17 protein-coding genes are annotated in these 21,898 nt (G+C 62.6%); 8 read left to right on the top strand and 9 right to left on the bottom strand.

Annotation, left to right across the window (positions count from 1 at the left end; all coding sequences use genetic code 11):
• Positions 1–150: 150 nt before the first annotated feature.
• Positions 151–645 (top strand): cytochrome b, encoded by a 495-nt coding sequence (locus MQW79_RS08755; protein WP_476588046.1) that lies wholly within the window; start codon positions 151–153, stop codon positions 643–645.
• An 18-nt stretch (positions 646–663) separates the two neighbouring features.
• Here MQW79_RS08755 and MQW79_RS08750 read toward each other — a convergent pair whose 3' ends face one another.
• The 9 genes from MQW79_RS08750 to MQW79_RS08710 form a co-directional block, all read right to left on the bottom strand.
• On the bottom strand, positions 664–3,234 hold the full coding sequence (locus MQW79_RS08750) for a membrane-bound PQQ-dependent dehydrogenase, glucose/quinate/shikimate family (protein ID WP_476588044.1): 2,571 nt from the start codon (positions 3,232–3,234) through the stop codon (positions 664–666).
• A gap of 278 nt (positions 3,235–3,512) precedes the next feature.
• A complete protein-coding gene (locus MQW79_RS08745; protein ID WP_476588043.1) occupies positions 3,513–3,812 on the bottom strand; it encodes a histidine phosphatase family protein in 300 nt (99 codons plus the stop codon).
• Positions 3,813–4,031: 219 nt separating this feature from the next.
• Complete coding sequence (locus tag MQW79_RS08740) at positions 4,032–4,553, bottom strand: peptidylprolyl isomerase (protein ID WP_476588042.1); 522 nt, start codon at positions 4,551–4,553, stop codon at positions 4,032–4,034.
• A gap of 61 nt (positions 4,554–4,614) precedes the next feature.
• Positions 4,615–6,195 (bottom strand): peptide ABC transporter substrate-binding protein, encoded by a 1,581-nt coding sequence (locus MQW79_RS08735; RefSeq protein ID WP_476588041.1) that lies wholly within the window; start codon positions 6,193–6,195, stop codon positions 4,615–4,617.
• 59 nt (positions 6,196–6,254) lie between these two features.
• The gene (locus MQW79_RS08730) at positions 6,255–7,247 is read right to left on the bottom strand and encodes an ABC transporter ATP-binding protein (RefSeq protein WP_476588040.1); all 993 of its coding nucleotides are present in this window, start codon (positions 7,245–7,247) and stop codon (positions 6,255–6,257) included.
• Positions 7,244–8,257: an ABC transporter ATP-binding protein gene (locus MQW79_RS08725; RefSeq protein WP_476588039.1), complete on the bottom strand. Its 1,014-nt coding sequence runs from the start codon at positions 8,255–8,257 to the stop codon at positions 7,244–7,246. Before MQW79_RS08725 ends, MQW79_RS08730 begins: the two co-directional genes overlap by 4 nt.
• Complete coding sequence (locus MQW79_RS08720) at positions 8,254–9,426, bottom strand: ABC transporter permease (RefSeq protein ID WP_476588038.1); 1,173 nt, start codon at positions 9,424–9,426, stop codon at positions 8,254–8,256. The genes MQW79_RS08725 and MQW79_RS08720 overlap by 4 nt, the downstream gene beginning before the upstream one ends.
• Positions 9,423–10,352 (bottom strand): ABC transporter permease, encoded by a 930-nt coding sequence (locus tag MQW79_RS08715; protein ID WP_476588037.1) that lies wholly within the window; start codon positions 10,350–10,352, stop codon positions 9,423–9,425. Before MQW79_RS08715 ends, MQW79_RS08720 begins: the two co-directional genes overlap by 4 nt.
• Before the next feature lie 292 nt (positions 10,353–10,644).
• Complete coding sequence (locus tag MQW79_RS08710; protein WP_476588036.1) at positions 10,645–11,631, bottom strand: LacI family DNA-binding transcriptional regulator; 987 nt, start codon at positions 11,629–11,631, stop codon at positions 10,645–10,647.
• A 218-nt stretch (positions 11,632–11,849) separates the two neighbouring features.
• On the opposite strand from MQW79_RS08710, the gene MQW79_RS08705 reads away from it, so the two are divergent.
• The 7 genes from MQW79_RS08705 to MQW79_RS08675 all read left to right on the top strand — a co-directional run bounded on the left by MQW79_RS08705 (position 11,850) and on the right by MQW79_RS08675 (position 21,896).
• Positions 11,850–13,778 carry an ABC transporter substrate-binding protein gene (locus MQW79_RS08705; protein WP_476588034.1) on the top strand — a complete coding sequence of 643 codons (1,929 nt, stop codon included), beginning with the start codon at positions 11,850–11,852 and terminating at the stop codon, positions 13,776–13,778.
• A gap of 82 nt (positions 13,779–13,860) precedes the next feature.
• Complete coding sequence (locus MQW79_RS08700; RefSeq protein ID WP_476588033.1) at positions 13,861–15,972, top strand: family 10 glycosylhydrolase; 2,112 nt, start codon at positions 13,861–13,863, stop codon at positions 15,970–15,972.
• 76 nt (positions 15,973–16,048) lie between these two features.
• Complete coding sequence (locus tag MQW79_RS08695; RefSeq protein ID WP_476588031.1) at positions 16,049–17,035, top strand: ABC transporter permease; 987 nt, start codon at positions 16,049–16,051, stop codon at positions 17,033–17,035.
• Positions 17,036–17,045: 10 nt separating this feature from the next.
• A complete protein-coding gene (locus MQW79_RS08690; protein ID WP_476588029.1) occupies positions 17,046–18,212 on the top strand; it encodes an ABC transporter permease in 1,167 nt (388 codons plus the stop codon).
• Positions 18,213–18,222: 10 nt separating this feature from the next.
• Complete coding sequence (locus tag MQW79_RS08685) at positions 18,223–19,929, top strand: ABC transporter ATP-binding protein (RefSeq protein WP_476588028.1); 1,707 nt, start codon at positions 18,223–18,225, stop codon at positions 19,927–19,929.
• A 5-nt stretch (positions 19,930–19,934) separates the two neighbouring features.
• A complete protein-coding gene (locus MQW79_RS08680; protein ID WP_476588027.1) occupies positions 19,935–20,966 on the top strand; it encodes a Gfo/Idh/MocA family protein in 1,032 nt (343 codons plus the stop codon).
• Positions 20,967–20,978: 12 nt separating this feature from the next.
• Complete coding sequence (locus MQW79_RS08675) at positions 20,979–21,896, top strand: sugar phosphate isomerase/epimerase family protein (protein WP_476588025.1); 918 nt, start codon at positions 20,979–20,981, stop codon at positions 21,894–21,896.
• Positions 21,897–21,898: the final 2 nt, after the last annotated feature.

The raw sequence follows: 21,898 nt of genomic DNA, 5'->3' as shown, positions 1-21,898 counted from the left end.
GCAAGCAAAGGCGCGCTGGCGACGAGCACCAGACCCTTCTGAATAGCCGATAACTGCCGCCCCTTGATCATGCACCCCCGCAAATGAACCCGGGATGGAACGTCCCTGTCGTAAATGAGTTCCACCAAAAGAAATTTCTGGGAGACATTGATGCCGGTACCCCGCACCTATTCACGCCTGCAGATCGCTCTGCACTGGATCATTGCAGCGCTCATTCTGGTGCAGCTGACGATCAATACCGACATGCAGCAGGCTTTTGCCCAGCGCCTTTCTGGCACAGCCTTGCCGGACGATGCGGGCGCCGCCTTCCATGCGGTCATCGGCATCACTATCCTCGCCCTAGCGATGATCCGGGCCTTCGTGCGCAGCACGCGCGGCGTGCCGCCGCCGCATAAGGACAATCACTTCATCATCAACGGCCTGAGCCATGCCACGCACCTGCTGCTCTATGGCTTCATTTTTTTCATGCCGATCACCGGGGCCTTGGCGTGGTTTACCGGGTTCGAATTGGCCGGCGTGTTGCACGAACTGGGGCGGCTGGTCCTGATCCCCGCCATCTTGCTGCATCTGGGCGGCGCGATATTCGAGGAACTGGTGCTCGACCAGCGAGTGATCAAGCGGATGATCAGGACGAAATCGCCCTGATCATCTGCTCCGCCGCAATCAATCCGGCAATGCGTAGGCGATGAAGTAATCGCCGATGGGCGTCTCCATGAAGTCGTGGCCGCCGGCATTAATCACCACGATCTGCCGCCCATTTGCTTCGTAGGTCATGGGCGTGGCCTGCCCGCCGGCCGGCAGTTCCACATCCCACAGGGTTTCGCCGGTATCCACGTCGATGGCGCGGAACAGGTCGTCGGTGGCCGCGCCGATGAAGAACAGGCCAGAGGCGGTGATGACGCCGCCGCCATTATTGGGCGTACCGATATCGACGGGCAGCATGGACGGAATGCCGAAGGGGCCATTCTTGCGGGCGCTGCCAAAGGGCCTATCCCAGACCATCTCCCGCGTATTGAGGTCGATCGCGGCGATGCCGCCATAGGGCGGCTCCTTGCAGAGGAGGCCGGTAAACGGCACGCGCCATCCCGCATTGACGCGGATGCCGTAGGGCGATTCCGCCTGCGGGCTGATCGAGCCATGCGAGCCCGAACCGGCTTCGGGGTCATAGGCAGGGTTATTGAGCGAGACAATGCCCATGGCGTCGACTTCCTCGCGCGGCACCAGCTGGTTGAAGTTGGGCATGTTGTTGTAATTGGCGATGAGAAGCCCATTGATCGGATCGACGGCAATGCCACCCCAATCCGACCCGCCATTGTAGCCGGGGAACTGGATCCAGGGCGTGTCCACGGTTGGCGGCGTATAGACACCATCATAGGTGGCCTGGCGGAACTGGATGCGGCACCAGAGCTGGTCGAGCGGCGTCGCCCCCCACATCTGGGCCTCGGTGATCACAGGCTTGAGGAGGTTCGGAAAGTCCGTGACATAGGGCTGGGTTGGCGAAAGGCGTTCAGGCTCGACGCCACCTTGCGGCGCCGGGCGCTCCTCGATGGTCACCAGCGGCTCGCCGGTTTCACGGTTGAGGATATAGAACTGCGCCTGCTTGGATGGCATGATGATGGCCGGCACTGGACCCGCATCGGTGGGGAAGTCGACCAGTGTGCCCTGTCCACCCAGGTCATAATCCCAGATGTCATAATGGACGGTCTGGTAATGCCAGGCGACAGCGCCGGTTTCTACGTCGAGCGCGACTATGGCGGTAGAATAGGTGTTTTCGGCCTCGGAGCGGTCTCCGCCCCAATAGTCGACAGCGGAATTGCCCATGGGCAGGTAGACCAGGCCCAGTTCGTCATCGCCTGAGGCGATGGTCCACATATTGGGCGTGCCTTCGGTGTAAATCTCGCCTTCCGGCGGCAGCCCGGTTTCGCCTGGCCGGCCCATGTCCCAGGCCCAGTCGAGCTCACCCGTGACCGCGTTGAAGCCACGAATGACGCCCGAGGGCGCGCTGCGCTCCTGGTTGTCGGAGACCTGGCTGCCCACCACCAGCACGTCGCGAACGAGGGTCGGCGGCGAGGTCGGGGCGTAAAAGCCCGGCGCATTGTCACCAATGCCTTCCATCAGGTTGACGATGCCGCCATTGCCGAAATCAGGGCAGAGCTGGCCGGTTTCGGTATCGAGCGCGATCATGCGGGCGTCATGGGTGAGGTTCACGACACGCGTGGCGCAGAGTTCGCCGTCTGCTGCCTGCGGGTTCTCGAAATAAACGAGCCCACGGCAGGCCGCGTTGTAGCCGACGGCGTCGGAAGACACCTGCGGGTCATAGGTCCAGAACTGGCCGCCGGTCGCGGCATCGAGGGCGAAGATCTTGTTGAGCGCTGAACAGATATAGAGGCGGTCGCCCACCTTGACCGGGGTATTCTGGTTGCCGAAGGGTTCGTCGCCCTCGGGCAGGTCGCCAGTGCGGAACTCCCAGAGTTTTTCCAGCCCCGCGACATTGTCCTTGTTGATCTGGTCAAGCGGGGAATAGCGCAGCGCCGCATGAGTGCCGCCATAGGCGGGCCAGTCTGCGCCGACTTGGAGGGCCACATAGGTCGGTTCTGCCGCTTCCGGCGCCTCGACCGCTTCGCCAGGTGCTGGTTCGACACCGGGGGCAGGGGCCGTGTCCTGACCGTCCGGCGGAGAGTCGAGGGCTGGTTCGCTGGTTGGCTCAGTTCCGTCCGTGACGGGCGGCGCGACCGGAACTTCGGGCTGACCGGCCGGTTCGTCCACTTCCTGGGCGATAGATGGTTCGACGCCATATTGTACCATGCCGATGACGCCAACCGCGCCGGCCAGGGTGACCATGGCAGCAACTGCGGCGCCTCCATAGCGACGGATAGAGGCCCGCAGCACGGGCACGGTGGTCAGAACAAGGATCAGCACCACGGTCGGCGCGACGAGGCGAGGCACCTGGGCCCAGCCGTTGAAGCCGGCCTCCCAGAAGGCCCAGACCAGCGTCGCCAGATAAGTGAGGAGATAAACCCAGACCGCCGTTATGTCGGTTCGAAACAGGAACCAGGCGGTGAGGATCAGGCCAATCCCGGCGGGCAGGTAGTACCATGATCCGCCCAGAGTGATGAGCCAGAGGCCCCCTGCGACAATGGGCAGGCCGAACACCAGCAGCACAAGGGCGACGAACATCGCCCACCAATAGCCAATTCCGCCACGCCGTGGTCGCGCCAAGGCCTCTCCAGACATCCTAGCCTCCATTGTTCTTAGTGGAGGCAACGCCGCAATGCGGCCACAGTTCCCCTGCGCCCAGTCCCACCGCCAGGCGCTGGGTTTCAGCCTATGGCTGTCCGGAGTTCCGATGAACGGTCGGCGGAGCCTCATGCCGGGCGGCCGCACCGCTGCTGCCAGTCCCATTTGGTGTGACGTAGGGTTGGCCTGCCAGTTTATGAGCAAGCATCCTCCTCGGCTCCCGCTGCCGAGGGACAAGCCTGGCTGCATCTTACCCCGGGAAAGCCGAGCTCTGCCTAGTCCGGTGTGTCGAGCACCGGGCCGCCTGGCGCAAAGTTGAAGACTTCGAGGCGCATGACACTCTCGCCGGGCTTGTTGGCAAGGACGGTGAGACTGGCTGGTCCAACGGGGATGATGCGACGTGGGGAGACATCGAGCAGGGTCTGCAAGAGGGCGCGGATGACGCCACCGTGGCAGACGATCAGCACGCGATCAGCCGTCTGGGTGGCTTCCCCCGTGACGCGCGCTGAAGGATCGTTCTCGAACAGATCGACGATGAACTGCTGACCGGCAGTCTCGACGCGGTCATCGAGCACGATGGGTGCGCCGAACTGGGCTTCGTGCTGTTGCCATCTCGTCGGAGCGCAGCACGATTTTCGTCATGAGGTCGAGATAGTCGCTGCGCTGCAGCGGATCGACCATGATGACGCGACCGATCCAGCCTTCGGTGGTCAGTTCTCAGAGATTGCCGACTGGGGCGCCATCGAGCAGTGGCACCTTTGCAATTGCAAGTCACCTTGCAACAAGCGATGCCATCACGCCCGAGTGACGCGCAGGAAGCGGACGGGTTCGTCGGGATAGTCGCTGTCTGCAGCAGCGCGGGCAAAGATGCGGCGTACAGCATCCTCTCCAGAGGTCACCTGACCAAAGGCAGCAAAGCCCTGGCCGTCCGGATTGCGCTGGCCGCCGAAGTCCAGCTCAGGCTGGTCGCCGATGCAGATAAAGAACTCCGATGCTGCGGAGCCAGGCGCAAAGCGCGCCATGGAGACCGTCATGTTCCTGTGCCTGAGTCCCGTGACGTCATTGCTCTCATGCGCAATTGGCGGAAAGGGGGCGGGCTTGTCCTCGGTCGCGCCAAAACCCCATTGCACCACTTCGATCTTGATCGGCTTGGCCGGTTCATTGCTGTCGGTCACAATGCGATAGGCAGTGGCATCGTCGAGATAGCGGCCATCCACATAGGCCATGAAATTGGCCGCGGTGATCGGAGCATGCGCGTCGTCCACCGCGATGGTGAAGGCGCCGAGCTCGGTTTCAAGCAGAACGGAAATGGTCACGGAAACTGGTCCAGTTGGAATTAAACGCTCCCGCCGGATCAACCGGCGGGAGCAGGCATGATTACTCTGCGACCTGAGCGTCGCGGAAGTAAGGCACGTTGAGCGGCGAGCGCCAAAAGCCGGTCACTTCCGGGCTCATCATCATGTAGTTGTAGCGGTGGTACTGGGGCAGGATGACGTGATCGTTCATCAGGATTGCCTCGGCCTTGCGCATTTCGTCGCGCGAAACCGCCTCATCGCCAGCGGCCTTGGCCGCCTCGATGGCCGCGTCATAGTCGGCATTGGACCAGCCATTGAGATTGTTGGCGCTGCCGGTGACGAAGTTGTCGAGGAAGGTCATGGGATGCGGATAGTCGGCGCCCCAACCCATCTGGGCGATCTGGTACTCGATCTTCTGGACCTCGGGGTAATAGACCTGCCATTCGGTCGCCTGGATCTCGACGTCGATGTTGAGGTTTTCCTTCCACATCTGCTGAATGGCTTCGAGCAGCTTTTCGATCGGCGGAGAGGAATAAGTCACAAAGAGCGTCGAGGGGAAGCCAGCGCCATCGGGATATCCAGCCTCGGCCAGTGCGGCCTTTGCCCCCTCGACATCGGCCGTCTCGGACAGGCCGAACGTGTCGCGACCATCGGTGAAATCCTCGCCGGCCAGACCCATGCCCGGCGGCACCAGTCCGAGAGCCGGCGTGTCGGCGGACTGCAGAACGAATTCGATGATCTCGGACCGATCGATGGCCATGGAGAGGGCCTTCCGGACGTTCAGATTGTCCAGCGGCGCCTGGTTGGGATTGAAGAAGGCATAGGTAGTGCCGAGCGCCGGCACGATCAGGAAGGCGTCGGATTCGACCGAAAGGCGCGGAATTTCCGGTGCCGGAACGGCCTCGATGCCTTCCACTTCACCGGCTTCAAACGCCGCAAGGGCCGTAGCCGGATCGGGGATCAGGCGGAAGGTGAGCTTGTCGAGGCTGACTTCGTCAGCGGCGTAGTAGTTCGGGTTCTTCTCGAACACGACCGACTCGCCCTGGTTGAATTCGGTGACGCGGAAAGGTCCGGTGCCGATAAAGGTCGCCGGATTGCGGGTCCAGCCTTCAGGGTCGGCAGAGACCACGTCTTCGCGCACCGGGTAAAAGGTCGGATAATTGAGAAGCTGCAGCATGTAGGGGACGCGCTGCTTGAGCGTGAAGGTCAGGGTCTTGTCGTCGGGCGCCGAGACGGCAATGGCCGAGGCATCGCCGCCGCCAAAGGCCTCTTCGGCGCCAACGATGTGGTAGAGCATCTGCGAGTTCATGGCGCCCGAGGCGGGGTCGAGGACACGCTTCCAGGCATAGACGAAGTCAGAGGCCTTTATCGGTTCGCCGTCCGACCACTTGGCGTCGCGCAGCGTGAACGTATAGGTGAGGCCATCCTCGGAGACTTCCCAGCTTTCGGCCAGCGCGGGCACGACTTCGCCTTCGGGGCTCAGGCGCACCAGGCCCTCGAATGTGTTGCCGATGATCGGGGCGGCAAAGGTTTCGGCAGTGGTGCCGGGATCGTACTTGGCGCTCTCGTTGTTGACCACATAGGTCAGTTCGCCGGCGGCAAAGGCGCCCGCCGTCGATGCAAGAAACGCCGCCGTCAGCAGCGGCAGGAAGGTCCTGTTCATCGTCTTCTCCTGTTTCGGGCGAGGCATTGCCTCGACCCCCTCGTTTTCCCTCGGTCAGCTTATGCTGCCTTTGGCGCCGCATCACCGGCATAGTGGCAGGCGGCCAGGTGGCCGCCGCCGATGTCCTTGAGTTCCGGCTCCTCTTTTGCACACCGGTCCGTGGCCATGGGGCAGCGGGTGCGGAAGCGGCAGCCGGTTGGAATGTTCATTGGGCTCGGGATCTCCCCGTGCATCGGCTCCTCGGCCCGCGCCGCGGTCGGGTCGGGCACGGGAATGGAAGCGAGCAGTGCCTGCGTATAGGGGTGGGACGGCCGCCGATAGAGATCGGTATTGGAGGCCAGTTCAACGATCCTGCCCAGATACATGACCCCGATACGGTCCGAGATGTGGCGGACCATGGAAAGGTCATGGGTGATGAACAGATAGGTCAGGCCAAGCTGGTCCTGCAGGTCTTCCAGCATGTTGACGACCTGGGCCTGCACCGAGACGTCGAGCGCCGAAATCGGCTCATCGCAGATGACCAGGTCGGGCTGGAGCGCGATGGCGCGGGCAATACCGATGCGCTGGCGCTGGCCGCCCGAGAATTCATGCGCAAATCGATTGGCGTGATCGGCCTGAAGACCGACCCGCGCCAGCAGGTCATGAACCTTGCGTGTGCGTGACTGTGGTGTGCCGATCCCTGCAATGTCGAGCGGTTCTGCAATGAGGTCGCGCACTGTCATGCGGCCATTGAGACTGGCATAGGGATCCTGAAAGATCATCTGCACGCGGCGACGGAACGGCGTCAGCTCCCGCTCGCTCGCCGTTGCCACATCCTGCCCGTCAAACACCATTTGGCCGGAGGTTGGCTGGTAGAGACGGATCAGCGTGCGCGCCAGGGTCGACTTGCCGCAACCGGACTCGCCGACGAGCCCAAGCGTCTCGCCACGCCTTATGTCGAGATCGACGCCATCGACGGCGCGCAGAGTCGGCTTGGGCCCGAAAAGCTTGCGACCGACCGAAAAATGCTTGTGCAGTCCGCGAATGGAGACGAGCGGCGCTTCGGTGCTCATGCTGCCACCTCGTCAATGTCGTTGATGCCGTTGACGCGCGGCGCCTCGGGATGATGCAGCCAGCAGCGGGCGCCCCGCCCTGACCCGAAAATGGGTGGCAGGGCCGCGTCGCACTGGCGCAGGGCATGCGGACAGCGGGCCGTGAAGGGGCAGCCGATGGGCGGCTGGGCCATATCAGGCGGAGAGCCGGGAATGGGTGTCAGGCGACGATGCGTATCGTCACGCAGATCGGGCACCGAGGAGAGCAGGCCCTGAGTGTAGGGATGCATGGGACGCGCGAAGAGATCGCGGACCGGCCCGGTTTCCATGACCAACCCGCCATACATGACCACGATGCGGTCGGTGACTTCGGCGATGACGCCAAGATCATGGGTGATCAGGATCACCGCCATTCCAAGGCGCCGCTGCAGGTCCTTGAGCAGCATCAGGATCTGGCGCTGGATGGTGACGTCGAGTGCGGTGGTTGGTTCGTCCGCAATCAGCAGCTTGGGATCGCAGGCAAGCGCCATGGCGATCATGACGCGCTGGCGCATGCCCCCGGAGAATTCATGTGGGTAGGATTTGAGCCGCTCGGCGGCGGAGGGTATTCGCACGAGTTCGAAGAGTTCGACAGCCCGGGCGCGCGCCTCGGCCCGGCTGGCCTTGCGGTGGCGCAGGATCGTCTCCATGACCTGGTCGCCGACCGTCAGGGTCGGATTGAGCGAGGTCATCGGGTCCTGGAAGATCATTCCGATCTTGTTGCCGCGAATGGTGCGCAAGGCGTTCTGATCGAGTTTCATCAGGTCCTGCCCGTCGAAAATGGCCGAGCCCCCCATGATGCGGCCGCTGGCCTTGAGCAGGCGCAGCACCGACATGCAGGTGATGGACTTTCCTGAGCCGGACTCGCCGACGATGCCGAGGATTTCACCTGGATAGACGTCAAAGGACACGCCGCGAACGGCTTGCACTTCGCCGCGCTGGGAAAAGAAGGAGGCCTTGAGATCGCGGACGGAGAGGATGGCTTCGGTCATTTGCGGAACCGCGGATCAAGCGCATCGCGCAGCCCGTCGCCAAGGAAGTTGAAGGCGAACATGGTGAGGCTGATGGCGGCGGCGGGGAAGAAAAGCTGGTAGGGATAGGTGCGCAGGGTTTCGACGGCCTCGGAGGTCAGCGTTCCCCATGAGGCGAGCGGAGGCGTTACCCCGAGGCCGATGAAGCTCATGAAGCTCTCGATGAAAATGGCCGAGGGGATGAGCATGGTGAGCGTGACGATGATCGGGCCGATCGAATTGGGTAGCAGGTGCCGCGTCAGGATGCGCGGTGTGCTGGCGCCCATGGTGCGAGCCGCAGCGACATAGTCCTGGCTTTTGAGCGAGAGTATCTGTCCGCGCACGATACGTGCCATGTCGACCCAGAAAACCGAGCCGATGGCAATGATGATGGAATAGAGGCCGCTGTCGAACACCACCATCAACAGCACGACATAAAGCGTCAGCGGGATGGTCGAAATGATCTCCACGATGCGCATCATGATCGCGTCGGTCCTGCCACCCACATAGCCGGCAATGCCGCCATAGAAGACGCCGATGAAGAAATTGACGAAGGTGGCGACGAAGGCAACGGTGAGGGAGATACGGGCGCCATAGAGCTGGCGTACCAGCACGTCACGGCCTAGTTGGTCGGTACCGAAGAGATAGGAGCGGTTCCAGCTCCAGCCGCTGGGCAGGATGGTCGAGCCATCAGCGGCGACGAGCTTGGCCGGCAGGGTCTTGTAGTCGAGCGTGACCGTGGCATCGCCAAACTCGAAGGCCTGGCTCTTCCTGATCATGTCCCGCCGCTCGCCCCTGATGATGCCGAGCACGTGTCCCTCCTCATCAACTTGATAGAGGTTGAAGTTGGAGGCGTTGAGGAAGAAGCGGGTTGTTTCACCCGTGCTGTCGGTGACCGAGTAGGTCTCGAAAGAAGGTGGGATATTGGCGAGCTTCAGGTCCTGCTGGTAATAGGTGTAGGGACTGAAGAGCGGGCCAAAAATGGCCGCCAGGATCAGCAGGATGATGAAGACGATGCTGACGACGGCCGGCCTGTTGGCCCAGAGACGCCGACGCGCATCCTGCCAATAGGTCAGGCTCGGCGCACCGGCGGCGACCGATATGTCCTGTGCTGGAAGCTTTTCCCACATATTGGGGGCGATGTCGCTCATGCAGCCGCACTCGTCAGTTTGATGCGCGGGTCGAGCACGGCATAGAGCAGGTCGACGATGAGGATCATCACCATCAGGGCGGCGGCGTAGAAGATGGTGATGCCCATGATGGCCGTATAGTCGCGATTGGTGATCGAGAGGACGAACTGACGGCCGATGCCGGGCAGGGCGAAGATCTGCTCGATGACAAAGGACCCGGTGATCAGGTTGGCCACGACGGGCCCCAGGACGGTGACCACAGGAACGAGCGAATTCCTCAGGCCATGCTTGAACAGCACCTGGGCAGGATGCAGCCCCTTGGCATGGGCGGTGGTCATATAGTCCTGCTCGAAGGTCTCAAGCAGGGATGAGCGGGTCAGGCGCGCGACGAAGGAGATCCAGAACCCGGACAGCGCGAAGACCGGCAGGATATAGCCGCGCCAGTCGTCAAGACCGAATGTCGGCACCCAGCCCAGTCGCAGGGCGAAGACATAGAGCGACACGGTGGCGATGACATAGCTCGGGATCGCGACCCCCACCGTGGCGAGGATCATCACGGCCGTATCCGGCCATTTGTTGCGATTGAGGGCCGCCACGACGCCGAAGGGAACGCCAAGAGCGATCACGCAGATCACCGCCAAGAGACCTGTGTGCAGTGTCACCGGCAGGCCAGCCGCGATCATCGAGTTGACCGAAATGCCGGGATATTTGAAGGACGGGCCGAGATCGAAGGTGATGATCCGCCCGAGATAGTTCAGGTATTGCTGCCAGACCGGCTGGTCGAGCCCATATTTGGCGTTGAGGGCCGCGGCGATTTCAGGCGCCAGCATGCGTTCGGAGACGAATGGCCCGCCGGGCACCGCATGCATCAGGAAGAAAGTCAGCGTGATGATCGCCCACAGGGTGACGGCCATCATGCCCAGCCGATTGAGTATATAGAGAGGCATCGACCTGCTGCTTGGGTAAGCTGTTCCGAATTGCGCCGCCAAATTGAAACGGTAATGCATAGCATCACCAGTGTGGCGCAAAATCAATCCGATAGCTGTCATTACAGACAGATTGCTGGTCGCGGTGGCCGCCGGTTCGACCAATTCCCCGGCTGGCCTCTAACGATCTAAAGCGGAGTCGCCGTCGAGGTCTTCGGACTGGCTGGTCTCCCAATTGAGGGCGGGGCCAGTGTCTCTGTCAGGCGTCTTCAGGAGGGGGCGGCAGGGGCGCCAAATGGAGGCGGGCGGCCGTTCAGGCTTCGGGAATGACCCTCACCGACTCGCGCTCGATGATCTGCGGCACCAGGAGGACGCGCTGGGGCGGGAGCTGGTGACTGGCAAGATCCATGCGGTCGAGCAGCAGCCGGAAGGCGGCGATGCCCATGTCTGAACCCGGCAGGCGCACCGTCGTCAGCGGCGGCGAGATCTGGGTGGCGGCGACGAAGTCGCCATAGCCGACGACGGACACATCGTGGGGCACGCTGTAGCCCAGCCGGTGCAGTTCCGAGACGACGAAGACCCCGAGACTGTCATGCGAACAAAACAGGGCCGTAGGCATGTCGCCCTCGAGCCGCAGATTGAGGAAGCATTCGGCAAAGGTTTGCTCGGGGCTGAACTGGATCTCGTAAATGCTCGCGTCGTCGTAAGTGAGGGCCGCCTCGCGCAGGCCGAACAGGCGCTCCATGCGACCGCGCAACACGCGGCTGCCATGGACAAAGCCAATGCGGCGGTGGCCGCGCGAGAGCAGGTAATTGCCTACGGCGCTGCCTGCTTCGTGATCGGCGCCGGCCACCTGGTCGGCCAGTTCGAGCGGCTGCACCCAGCCGAGCCGGACCACGGGGCGATTGGTCCGCCGGACGGCGGCAACCGAATCAGCGCCATGCTGACCCACCAGGATCAGCCCGGCGCTGGCCTCGGCGATGTTGGCGACCAGGGTCGCGTCACTGGTCCAGTGCGACTGGATCTGGAAGCCGGAGCCCGAAGAGGCCTGCTGGATACCGTTCTGCATCTGCATCCAGAGTTCGCTATTTACCGGGTCATGGTCGGTGAAGACGATATGGATGACCGGTCGCTCTCCTGCCAATGTCGGCGGGCGCTGGTAGCCCATTTCCACAGCCTTGGCCGAGATACGCTGGCGGGTATCGTCACTGACCCCGTCCTTGCCGGAGAGGGCGCGCGAGACGGCGAACTTGGACAGACCCAGCTCAACGGCGATGTCCTGCAGTGTGACCTTTTTCATCGCGTCTCCGGCGTTTTGTTAGGTTGTATCACATCGGTTGTTTTGTGCAAGTTTTGTGAATTCGCGCGCGATATTCCACTGAAATTCAAAAGGTTGGTGGGCGATCTGCAATCGATAGAAGCGTGATGGAATAGCGTATTGACCTAACAGTTTTGTAACGGCAGGCTTTGGTTAGCTTGAAGAGCGACGCGTTAGGTCGCCCGGGTGAGGAGGAAACCATGACGTCTATTTCCCGCAGATCATTTCTGGCTGCCACTGGCGCTGCCCTGCTGCTGCCGGCCATCCCTGCCTTTGCGCAGACACCGCTCAAGGAAGCGCCGGCGCTGGGCGATGCCGTGGCTGCCGGAACACTGCCGCCGCTGTCCGAGCGCCTGCCGGTCAACCCCATGGTCGTGCAGCCGCTCGACCAGGTGGGTCAGTATGGCGGCGATCTGCGTGCGGCCCTGGTGGGGGGCGGCTCGCTCAACATGATGCATCGCTACCAGGGTTATGAAGCGCTGGTGCGCTACACGCCCGATTTTACCGGCGTGATCCCCAATGTGGCCGAGAGTTTTGAGGCCAATGAAGATGCCACGGTCTATACGTTCAAGCTGCGCGAGGGTCACAAGTGGTCGGACGGCCAGCCCTTCACTACCGACGACATCATGTTTTTCTACGAGGATGTGCTGCTCGATCCGGAGCTGACGGTCAGCGCCCCGACGCCGCTGCGTACGCTCGGCGGTGACATCGCCAAGTTCGAGAAGGTCGACGCCACCACGTTCCGTATCGTCTTCCCCGAGCCCAATGGCCTCCTGCCGCAGCGCCTCGCCTGGGCCAATGACGACCGCAGCACCCGCACGCCGCGTCATTATCTCGAGCAGTTCCACATCAAGTACAATCCCGATGCGGACCAGCTGGCAAAGGATCGCGGCCTGACCGGCTGGGTGCAGCTGTTCCAGATCATGAGCGGCATTTCGGTCGACGGCGAAATCTTCAAGAACAAGGACATGCCGACCCTTTACGGCTGGAAGATCGTCCAGCCGCTGGGCGAGTCCGCCGAGTACACCATTGCCGACCGCAATGCCTACTATTTCAAGGTCGACACCGAAGGTAACCAGCTGCCCTATATCGACCGCGTGACCTATGCGGTCGTGGCCGACAATGAAGTGCTGCTGCTCAAGGCGCTGCAGGGCGAGATCGACGTGCTCGACCAGTGGATCTGCACCCCGGCCAACCGCGCCGTGCTCTACGATGGCCAGCAGGCGGGCAATTACGGCTTCTACACCACGACCTCGACCGAGCCGAATGAGATGGTGTTCCAGTTCAACATGACCCATCCCGATCCGGTCAAGCGCGCCCTGTTCCAGAACAAGGACTTCCGCATTGCTATGAGCCATGCGCTGGATCGCCAGGCCATCATCGACACGGTCTTCATCGGCCAGGGCGCGCCTGCGCAGCCCTCGATCCGGGCCGAAGACCCGCTCTACAACGAGCAGTTGGCCACCCAGTATACCCAGTTCGATCCGGCACGTGCCAACGAGTTGCTGGACACGCTGATGCCGAACAAGGATAGCGAAGGCTATCGCCTGCTCGAGGATGGCACGCGGCTGACTGTCGTGTTCGAAATCGACCAGGCAAGGCAGACCTTTGTCGACAGCTTCCAGCTCGTGCTGCCCATGTTCCGGACGGTGGGGATCGACGCCCAGATGCGCTCGATGGATCGTTCGCTCTGGACGGTGCGTGTGCGCGAAGGCGGCGAGTACGACGCCACAGTGCACAAGTTCGGCGGCAATAGCGGCATCTCGGCCGTGCTCGATCCGCGCTACTACTTCCCGAACACGACCGAGGCCTTCTACGCCAAGGGCTGGCAGATCTGGTACAACAATCCGGACTCTCCCGATGCGGTGGAGCCGGGCGCGGAAACCAAGCGCCAGTTCGACCTCTATAACCAGGTCCGCCAGACCGGTGACCAGGCTCTGCAGCAGGAACTGATGGCCGAGATCGTGCAGATCGCCGCCGACCAGTTCTATGTCTTCGGCGTCACCCTGCCGATGGACGGCTACGGCATCGTGTCCAACCGGATCCACAATCTGGCGCCGATCATGCCCAATAGCTGGGGCTATCCGACCCCGGCGCCGACCAATCCCGAACAGTATTTCATCAGCTGACGTCCTCCCCCTGTCAGCCCTCACACCGGCGGCTGCCCCGCCGCCGGTGTGTCCCTACTCATCCCGTTTTCCGGATAGAATAATGCTGAAGATCGACGAAAATCCCGTAGCAACCGGACTGCGTTCTCCCGACTGGTACAAGCATGCCACCCGCTGGACGCAGCTGACTTTCGTCGAGGACGACCCGCAGCGCTATGATCCGGACTTCTGGGTCGATGTCTTCAAGCGGACGCAGTCCAATGCCCTGTGCCTTTCGGCCGGCGGCTACATTGCCTACTATCCGAGCGAAATTCCGCTGCACTATGTCTCGCAATATATCGGTGACACCGACCCGTTCGGGACGCTGGTCGATGAGGCGCGTAAGCTGGGCATGCATGTCATGGCCCGCGTCGATCCCCATGCCATTCATGCCGATGCCGCCGAGGCCCATCCGGAATGGGTGTCGCTGACCAAGGAGCGTCAGCCGCGCGAACACTGGGCGCTGCCCGGCATCTACGTCACCTGCGCCTATTCGAGCTATAATTTCGATTTCATGACCAAGGTGATCGTCGAGATCGCCGAAAAATACGATATCGACGCGCTGTTCGGAAACCGCTGGCAGGGCCATGGCGTCTGCTACTGCAAGGCCTGCGAGGACAATTTCCGCGCCTATTCGGGCCATGACCTGCCCGAGACCAGCATTGCCGCCGACCCGGTATGGCAGGCCTGGGCCGCCTGGCGCCGGACCACACTCACCAAGCTCGTTGCCCACTGGGACAATGAGGTCAAGAAGGTGAAGCCGCATGCCAGCTTCATCCCCAATATGAGCGGCTCGTCGCTGATGGAGTTCGATCTCTCCGTCATCAAGAAGCACTGCCCCATCCTGTTCGTCGACCACCAGGGCCGTCGCAATGTCGAGCCGGCCTGGTCGGCTGGCCGCAACGGCAAGCGTATCCGCGCCACTTTCCGCGATCGGCCGGTGGGCCTCATTACCTCGATCGGTCCAGAGGAAATCCCGCGCTGGAAGGACTCGGTGCAGACCGGGCCGGAAATCGAACAGTGGATCCATGCCGGCGTGACGCAGGGCCTGTTCCCCTGGTTCACCAAGTTCAATGCCTGCATCCCCGATGACCGCTGGGTCGAACCGACTGCCAATGCGTTCCGCCTGCATGCCAAGGTAGAAGAGGCGCTGACCGACACCCAGCCGACCGCCGAAATCGCCATCATAGATCCGGCCACCACTTTGCGTCACTGGGATCCTGACAAGCGGCACCTGGCCGAGCTCAACGACCTGGGCTTCTATCAGGCGCTGGTCGAGGCGCGGTTGCCCTTCGAGTCCATCTCCGACCAGGTGATGACAGCGGAGGCGCTGCGGCGCTTCAAACTGGTGATCCTGGCCAATGCCACCTATCTCTCGGACGAGCAGTGCAATGCGATCAGCGACTATGTCGCCGGGGGCGGCTCGGTCGTCGCGGCGCACCAGACCTCGCTCTATGACGAAGCGGGGCATGCAAGATCTGACTTCGGCCTCGCCGATGTGTTCGGCGTCAGCATGAAGAGTGCCCCCCGAACCGGCGTGCGCAATTCATATGTCGCCATCAATGGCATCCACCCTATCAACCAGGGCTATGAGGGCGCGCTACGCATCATTGGCGGCACGGAGTTGATCGCGGTCGAACCGACTGTTGATCTCGACCAGCCATTCCTCACCGTGCCCGACTTCCCCGACCTGCCGATGGAAGAAGTCTATCCGCGCCTGCCGCCGCAGGGCGTCGGTGTCTCGGCCCGGACGACGGATGCGGGCGGACGCGTCGTCTATATTCCATGGAATATCGGCGAGGTGTTCTGGACCTATCTTGCGCCCGACCAGGGACGACTGATCGCTAATGCCGTCAAATGGGCTTTGGGCAAGACGCCCGAGGTCGAAGTGACCGGCAAGGGTGTGTTCGATCTCGGGCTGCATGAGGGCCCCGCCGGCCGGAGCCTCTGCATCCTCAATCTCACCAATCCGATGATGATGAAGGGGCCGCTGCGTGACACCTGGCCGGTCGGTCCGCTCGCTGTCACCCTGGACGTGCCGGCCGGCAAAACCGTCCGATCAACGCATTTGCTGGTAGCCGGACAAGAGGTCCCATTCCGAATCTCGGAGGGTCGTGTAACGGTCCACATCGGTCAGATCGAGACCATGGAAGTGGTCCATCTGACCTGGGAGTGACGCAGACGGAGACGTCTTACAGACCACCGACCCGACGTTACGCCGGGTCACCTGCAAGGCCGAAAGAGGAGCGGCAATGCTGAACTATATCCTGAAGCGACTGGCCTACATGGTCCCGACCCTGTTCGGCATGTCGATCATTTCGTTCGCCATCATCCAGCTGCCCCCAGGCGACTACCTGACTTCGCTCATGTCGACGCTCGCCGATGGCGGGGCGCCCATCGACCCGGCCACGATGGCCCGGTTGCGGGCGCAATATGGGCTCGATGAACCGGTCTGGGCGCAATATGCGCGCTGGATCTGGGGCATCCTGACGCGTGGCGATTTCGGCTTCTCATTCGAGTGGAACCAGCCGGTGTCCGAGGTCATCTGGTCCCGCATGGGCTCGACCCTGGCCATTTCCTTTGCTGCGCTGCTTTTCGTCTGGGCCGTCTCCCTGCCCATCGGCATCTATTCGGCGGTCCGCCGTAACTCGGTGGGCGACTATGTCTTCACCTTCCTCGGCTTCATCGGCCTCGCCGTGCCCAATTTCATCCTGGCGCTGACGCTGATGTATGTGTCCTTCCGCTTCTTCGGGCAGTCGGTGGGCGGGCTGTTCTCACCCGAATATGTCGACGCGCCCTGGAGCTGGGCCAAGCTGTGGGACCTCATCCTGCATCTGTGGATCCCCATCATCGTCATCGGCATGTCCGGCACGGCGGCGATGATCCGCATCCTGCGCGCCAACCTCACCGACGAGCTTTCCAAACCCTACGTGGTGACGGCGCGCGCCAAGGGCCTGCCCGAATACAAGGTGATCGTGAAGTATCCGGTGCGGATCGCGCTCAATCCCTTTGTCTCGGCCATTGGCTGGGTGCTGCCTGAACTGGTTTCAGGCGTCACCATCACCGCCATTGTGCTCAATCTGCCGACGGCTGGGCCGCTGCTGCTGCGCGCGCTCGTCGCCCAGGACATGTACCTGGCCGGCAGCTTCATCCTCCTCCTCAGTGTTCTGACCCTGGTCGGCATGCTGATCTCCGACATCCTGCTGGCGCTGCTCGATCCGCGCATCCGCTACAATTGAGGGTGATGGCATGACGACCTCTCCCAGCCTCGACGCCAAGCTTGCCGAAGAGGGACCGGCGATTTCCGGTCTCCGTCCCGGCATGGACCCGATCTCGGACGCCGCCGCCGGGCAATGGACGCTGATCGGCCGTAAATTCCTGGCCCAGAAAGTGGCGGTATTCTGCGCCGCGGTCATTCTGGCGCTTTATCTCATCGGCGCTTTTGCCGAGTTCCTGGCGCCCGGCCTGCCCGATACCAGCCGGGCCCAATATACCTATGCGCCTCCGCAGAGCATCGGCCTGTTCACGCCCGACGGGCAGTTCCAGCCGCATGTGAAGGGTTACAAGGTCGAGATCGACCAGGCGGCCCTCAGGCGCACCTTCGTGGTCGATGACAGCGTCATCGTCCCCATCGGCTTCTTCGTCGAGGGACCGGCCTACAAGATGTGGGGCCTCTTCGACGCCAACCTGCACCTGATCGGACCGCTGGACCCGAACCAGACCATGTATCTGCTGGGCGCCGACCGCCTGGGCCGGGATCTCCTGAGCCGGCTCGTCTATGGCACGCGCGTGTCGATGTCGATTGGTCTCATCGGCGTCGTGATGTCCCTTTGCCTCGGGGTTATCCTCGGTTCGATCTCGGGCTATTTCGGTGGCTGGGTCGATACTGTCATCCAGCGCATCATCGAAGTGGTCAGCGCCATGCCGACCATCCCGCTCTGGCTGGGCCTCGCCGCGGCCATTCCGTTGACCTGGTCACCGCTCAATGTCTATTTCGTCATAACCATCATTGTGTCGCTCCTCGGCTGGACCGGGCTGGCACGGGAGGTGCGCGGACGGTTCTTTGCGCTGCGCAACGAAGACTTCGTCACCGCTGCCAAGCTCGATGGCTCGACCGAGCGCCGGGTGATCTTCCGGCATATCCTGCCTTCGCTCACCAGCCATATCCTGGCGGTGGTGACGCTGGCCGTGCCCTCGATGATCATTGCCGAGACCTCGCTTTCCTTCCTCGGCGTCGGCCTCAAGGCGCCGGTGGTGAGCTGGGGCGTGCTGTTGCAGGACGCCCAGAACATCCGCTCGATCTCGACGGCGCCGTGGCTGCTGATCTGGCCGAGCCTTGCCGTGGTCACGGCGGTGCTTTCCTTCAACTTCTTCGGCGATGGCCTGCGCGATGCCGCCGACCCATACGAGACCTGAGGTGCCCGCGATGGAAAAACCTGTCCTGAGCGTGGAAGGCCTGTCGCTCGACTTTCACCTGCGCACCCACATTCTGCACGCCGTGCGCAATGTCAGCTTCGAGCTGCACCGCGGGCGCACCCTGGCGCTGGTGGGCGAAAGCGGCTCGGGCAAGTCGGTGACCGCACGGTCGCTGATGCGCATCGTCGACAAGCCTGGCCAGATGGTCGGGGGACGTATCATTCTGCGCACCGGCGGCCAGGAAACGGACCTCGCCCAGCTCGACGCCAACAGCAAGGACGTGCGCGCCGTGCGCGGGGCCCGGATCGGCCTCATCTTCCAGGAGCCGATGTCCTCGCTTTCGCCGGTGCATACGATCGGCAGCCAGATCGATGAAGTGTTGCGCCTGCATGCCGGCCTCGACAAGAAGGCGGCCCGCGAGCGTACGATCGAGCTGCTGGGGCAAGTGGAAATTCCGCACCCCGCAGAGATGGCCAACCGCTATACGTTCGAGTTCTCCGGCGGCATGCGGCAGCGCGCCATGATCGCCATGGCGCTGGCCTGCACGCCGGACATTCTCATCGCCGACGAGCCGACCACGGCGCTCGACGTGACCACCCAAGCCGAAATCCTCGACCTCATCAAGCGCCTGCAGGCGGCGCGCGGCATGGCCATGCTGCTGATCACCCATGACATGGGCGTGGTGGCCGAAGTGGCCGACGACGTGGCGGTGATGCGCTTCGGACAGATCGTCGAGACCGGGACGGTGGACGACATTTTCCACGCGCCCAAGCATCCCTATACCCAGCGCCTCCTGGCCTCGACGCTCAAGCTCGAGCAGGCGGCCGAAGTGCGCGACGGGGCTGTCGTGGCGCCTGAGCCGATCCTGACGCTCAGCAATCTCACCAAGGTCTATGGCGGCGCGCGTGGCTTCATGGGCCAGACCAAGTTTGCGGTCAGAGCCGTGGACGATGTCAGCCTCACCCTCCATGCCGGCGAAAATCTTGGCATTGTGGGGGAAAGCGGCTCGGGCAAGACCACGCTGGGGCGCCTCATCCTGCGCACGGTGGAGCCCAGTTCGGGGACCGTCACCTATCGGGATCGCCAGGGCCAGGAGATCGACGTCACCGGGCTCAACAAGGCGGGACTGCGCAAGTTTCACGCCGATGTGCGGCTGATCTTCCAGGATCCCTTCGCCTCGCTCAATCCGCGCATGACCATCCGGCAGATCGTCAGCGATCCCTTGGTGGTGGAGGGCAAGCTCAAGCCGGCCCAAATCGAGGAGAAGGTCGCCGAGCTGCTGCGTCTTGTCGGGCTCTCGCCCGATATCATGGAGCGCTATCCGCACGCCTTTTCCGGCGGTCAGCGCCAGCGCATCGGCATTGCAAGGGCGCTCGCGCTCGATCCGCGCGTTGTCATCGCCGATGAGGCAACCTCGGCGCTCGACGTGTCGATCCGCAGCCAGATCCTTGATCTGCTGCTGGACATCCAGCAGCGGCTGTGCCTGTCCTTCATCTTCATCTCGCACGACATTTCGGTGGTCCGCTATTTCTGCGACCGCGTTGCCGTCATGCACAAGGGCAAGCTGGTGGAGCTGGGGGATGCGGACAAGATCTGCACCGATCCCGATGCCGACTACACCCGCGCGCTGATCTCGGCCGTGCCCAATCCCGATCCGCGCAACAAGCGCATGCTGCATCGCACCCGCTTTACCGCTTCCCCCGCTCCAACAGCCTGATTGTCATGACAACTCAACAACGTGCCATCCTCGTCGGCGCCGGCGCCATGAGCCGCAAATGGCTCGACTGCATCAAGAGCATCGGTGGCGTCGACATTGTCGGCATCGTCGATCTCAACCTCGCCAATGCCGAGGCACGGGCGGCCGAACAGGGCATCACGCCTGCCATCGGCAGTGACCTTAGGGCTATGCTGGCGAACCAGTCGCCCGATATCGTGCTCGACGTGGCCATTCCGGCGGCGCGGCATGACATTGTCTCGACGGCGCTGGCAGCCGGGGCGCATGTGCTCTCGGAAAAGCCCATGGCCGAGACCATGGACCAGGCAAGGGACCTCGTGGCGCGGGCCGAGGCGGCGGGCAAGCTGCATGTCGTGGTGCAGAACCGGCGCTATCTCGCGCAATTGCGGCGTATCCGGCGTCTGGTGGCTTCGGGCGCCATTGGCGAGATCACCGGTATCCATTGCGACTTCTTCCTCGATCCCCATTTCGGCGGTTTTCGCGAGCAGATGGCCCATGTCCTGCTGCTCGACATGGCCGTCCACACATTCGACGCGGCGCGTTTCGTGGCCGACGATGTCGCGGCTTCGGTCTATGCCGAGGAGTGGAATCCGGCCGGCAGCTGGTACGAGCGGGACTCGTCGGCCTTTGCCAGCTTCCGCTTCAGCCGGGGCGCGGTCTTCACCTATCGCGGCTCCTGGTGTGCGCCGGGTCTGCGCACCAGCTGGGAGAGCCAGTGGCGCATCACCGGCACGCTGGGCACGATCCTGTGGGATGGCTACGACGATATCCGCGCGCAACGCTCCAGACCGCATGTCGCCGGTCAGCTGATGCCGGAAACGGAGGCCGTCACCATTCCTGACCTCGATCCGGCGGACCGGATCGACGGGCATATGGGCGTCATCACCGATTTCATCGCCGCCACCCGCGGCGGCCCGGTTCCCGAGACTGTGGGCAGCGAGAACATCAAGAGCCTGGCCATGGTGCTGGGCGCCATCGACAGCACCGGGCAGGGCCGGCGCGTCGAGATCACTATCTAGGAGATTTAAGTTATGGCCATTGATCCCAAGGCAATTCGCATCGGCACCATGATCCGCGGGCACGAGCCCGATCCGGCAGGGTATCTTGAAAAGATCCTGCCGCATGGTTTTGAGAGCATCGAGCCCTATTTCTGGCAGACCGTGAACAAGGACCTGCCCGAACTGGCCAAGCGCCTCAAGGATGTCATCGGCGACCGCGACGTCACCATTTCGACCTTGGGCATGTTCGGCAACCCGCTCGAAGAGCGCGAGAAGGATGTCGAGACGCTGCGCGGCTGGGAAATGCTGATCGACAATGCCCATCATTTCGGCGCGACTTGCATTGCCGGCTTTACCGGCCGCATCCGCAATCGTCCCATCGAGGAAAGCCTGCCGCAGTTCAAGAAGGTCTGGGGCGAACTATCCCGTCGCGCCGCTGACAAGGGCGTCAGGATCGCCTTCGAGAACTGCGCCATGAATGGCGGTAGCTGGGCCACCGGCGACTGGAACATTGCGCACAATCCCGATGCCTGGTCGATGATGTTCAACGAACTTCCCGAGGACAATCTGGGCCTCGAATGGGAGCCGTGTCACCAGATGGCCTATCTCATCGATCCCATCCCGCAGATCCGCGAATGGGGCCACAAGTTCTTCCACGTCCATGGCAAGGACGCGACCATCCGCTGGGACGTGATCAAGAAGCACGGTTTTGGCGGTAAGGAAAAAGCGGTGTGGATGCGCACGCCGGGTTTTGGCGACACCAACTGGGCCGATGTCATCTCCGAGCTGCGTCTGGCCGGCTATACCGGCGCTATCGACATCGAAGGCTGGCATGACCCGGTCTATCGCGAAGAGCTGGAAATGGTCGGCCAGGTGCATGCCCTGAACTACCTCAAGTCCTGCCGCGGTGGCGATTTCATCGCCTATCCCGGACCGCTCAAGGGGGCCTGATC

Source organism: Devosia sp. Micro-HW1 (assembly GCF_056341075.1).
Note: the sequence above shows the minus strand (reverse complement) of the source record. Positions and strands in the feature narration are given on the sequence as shown.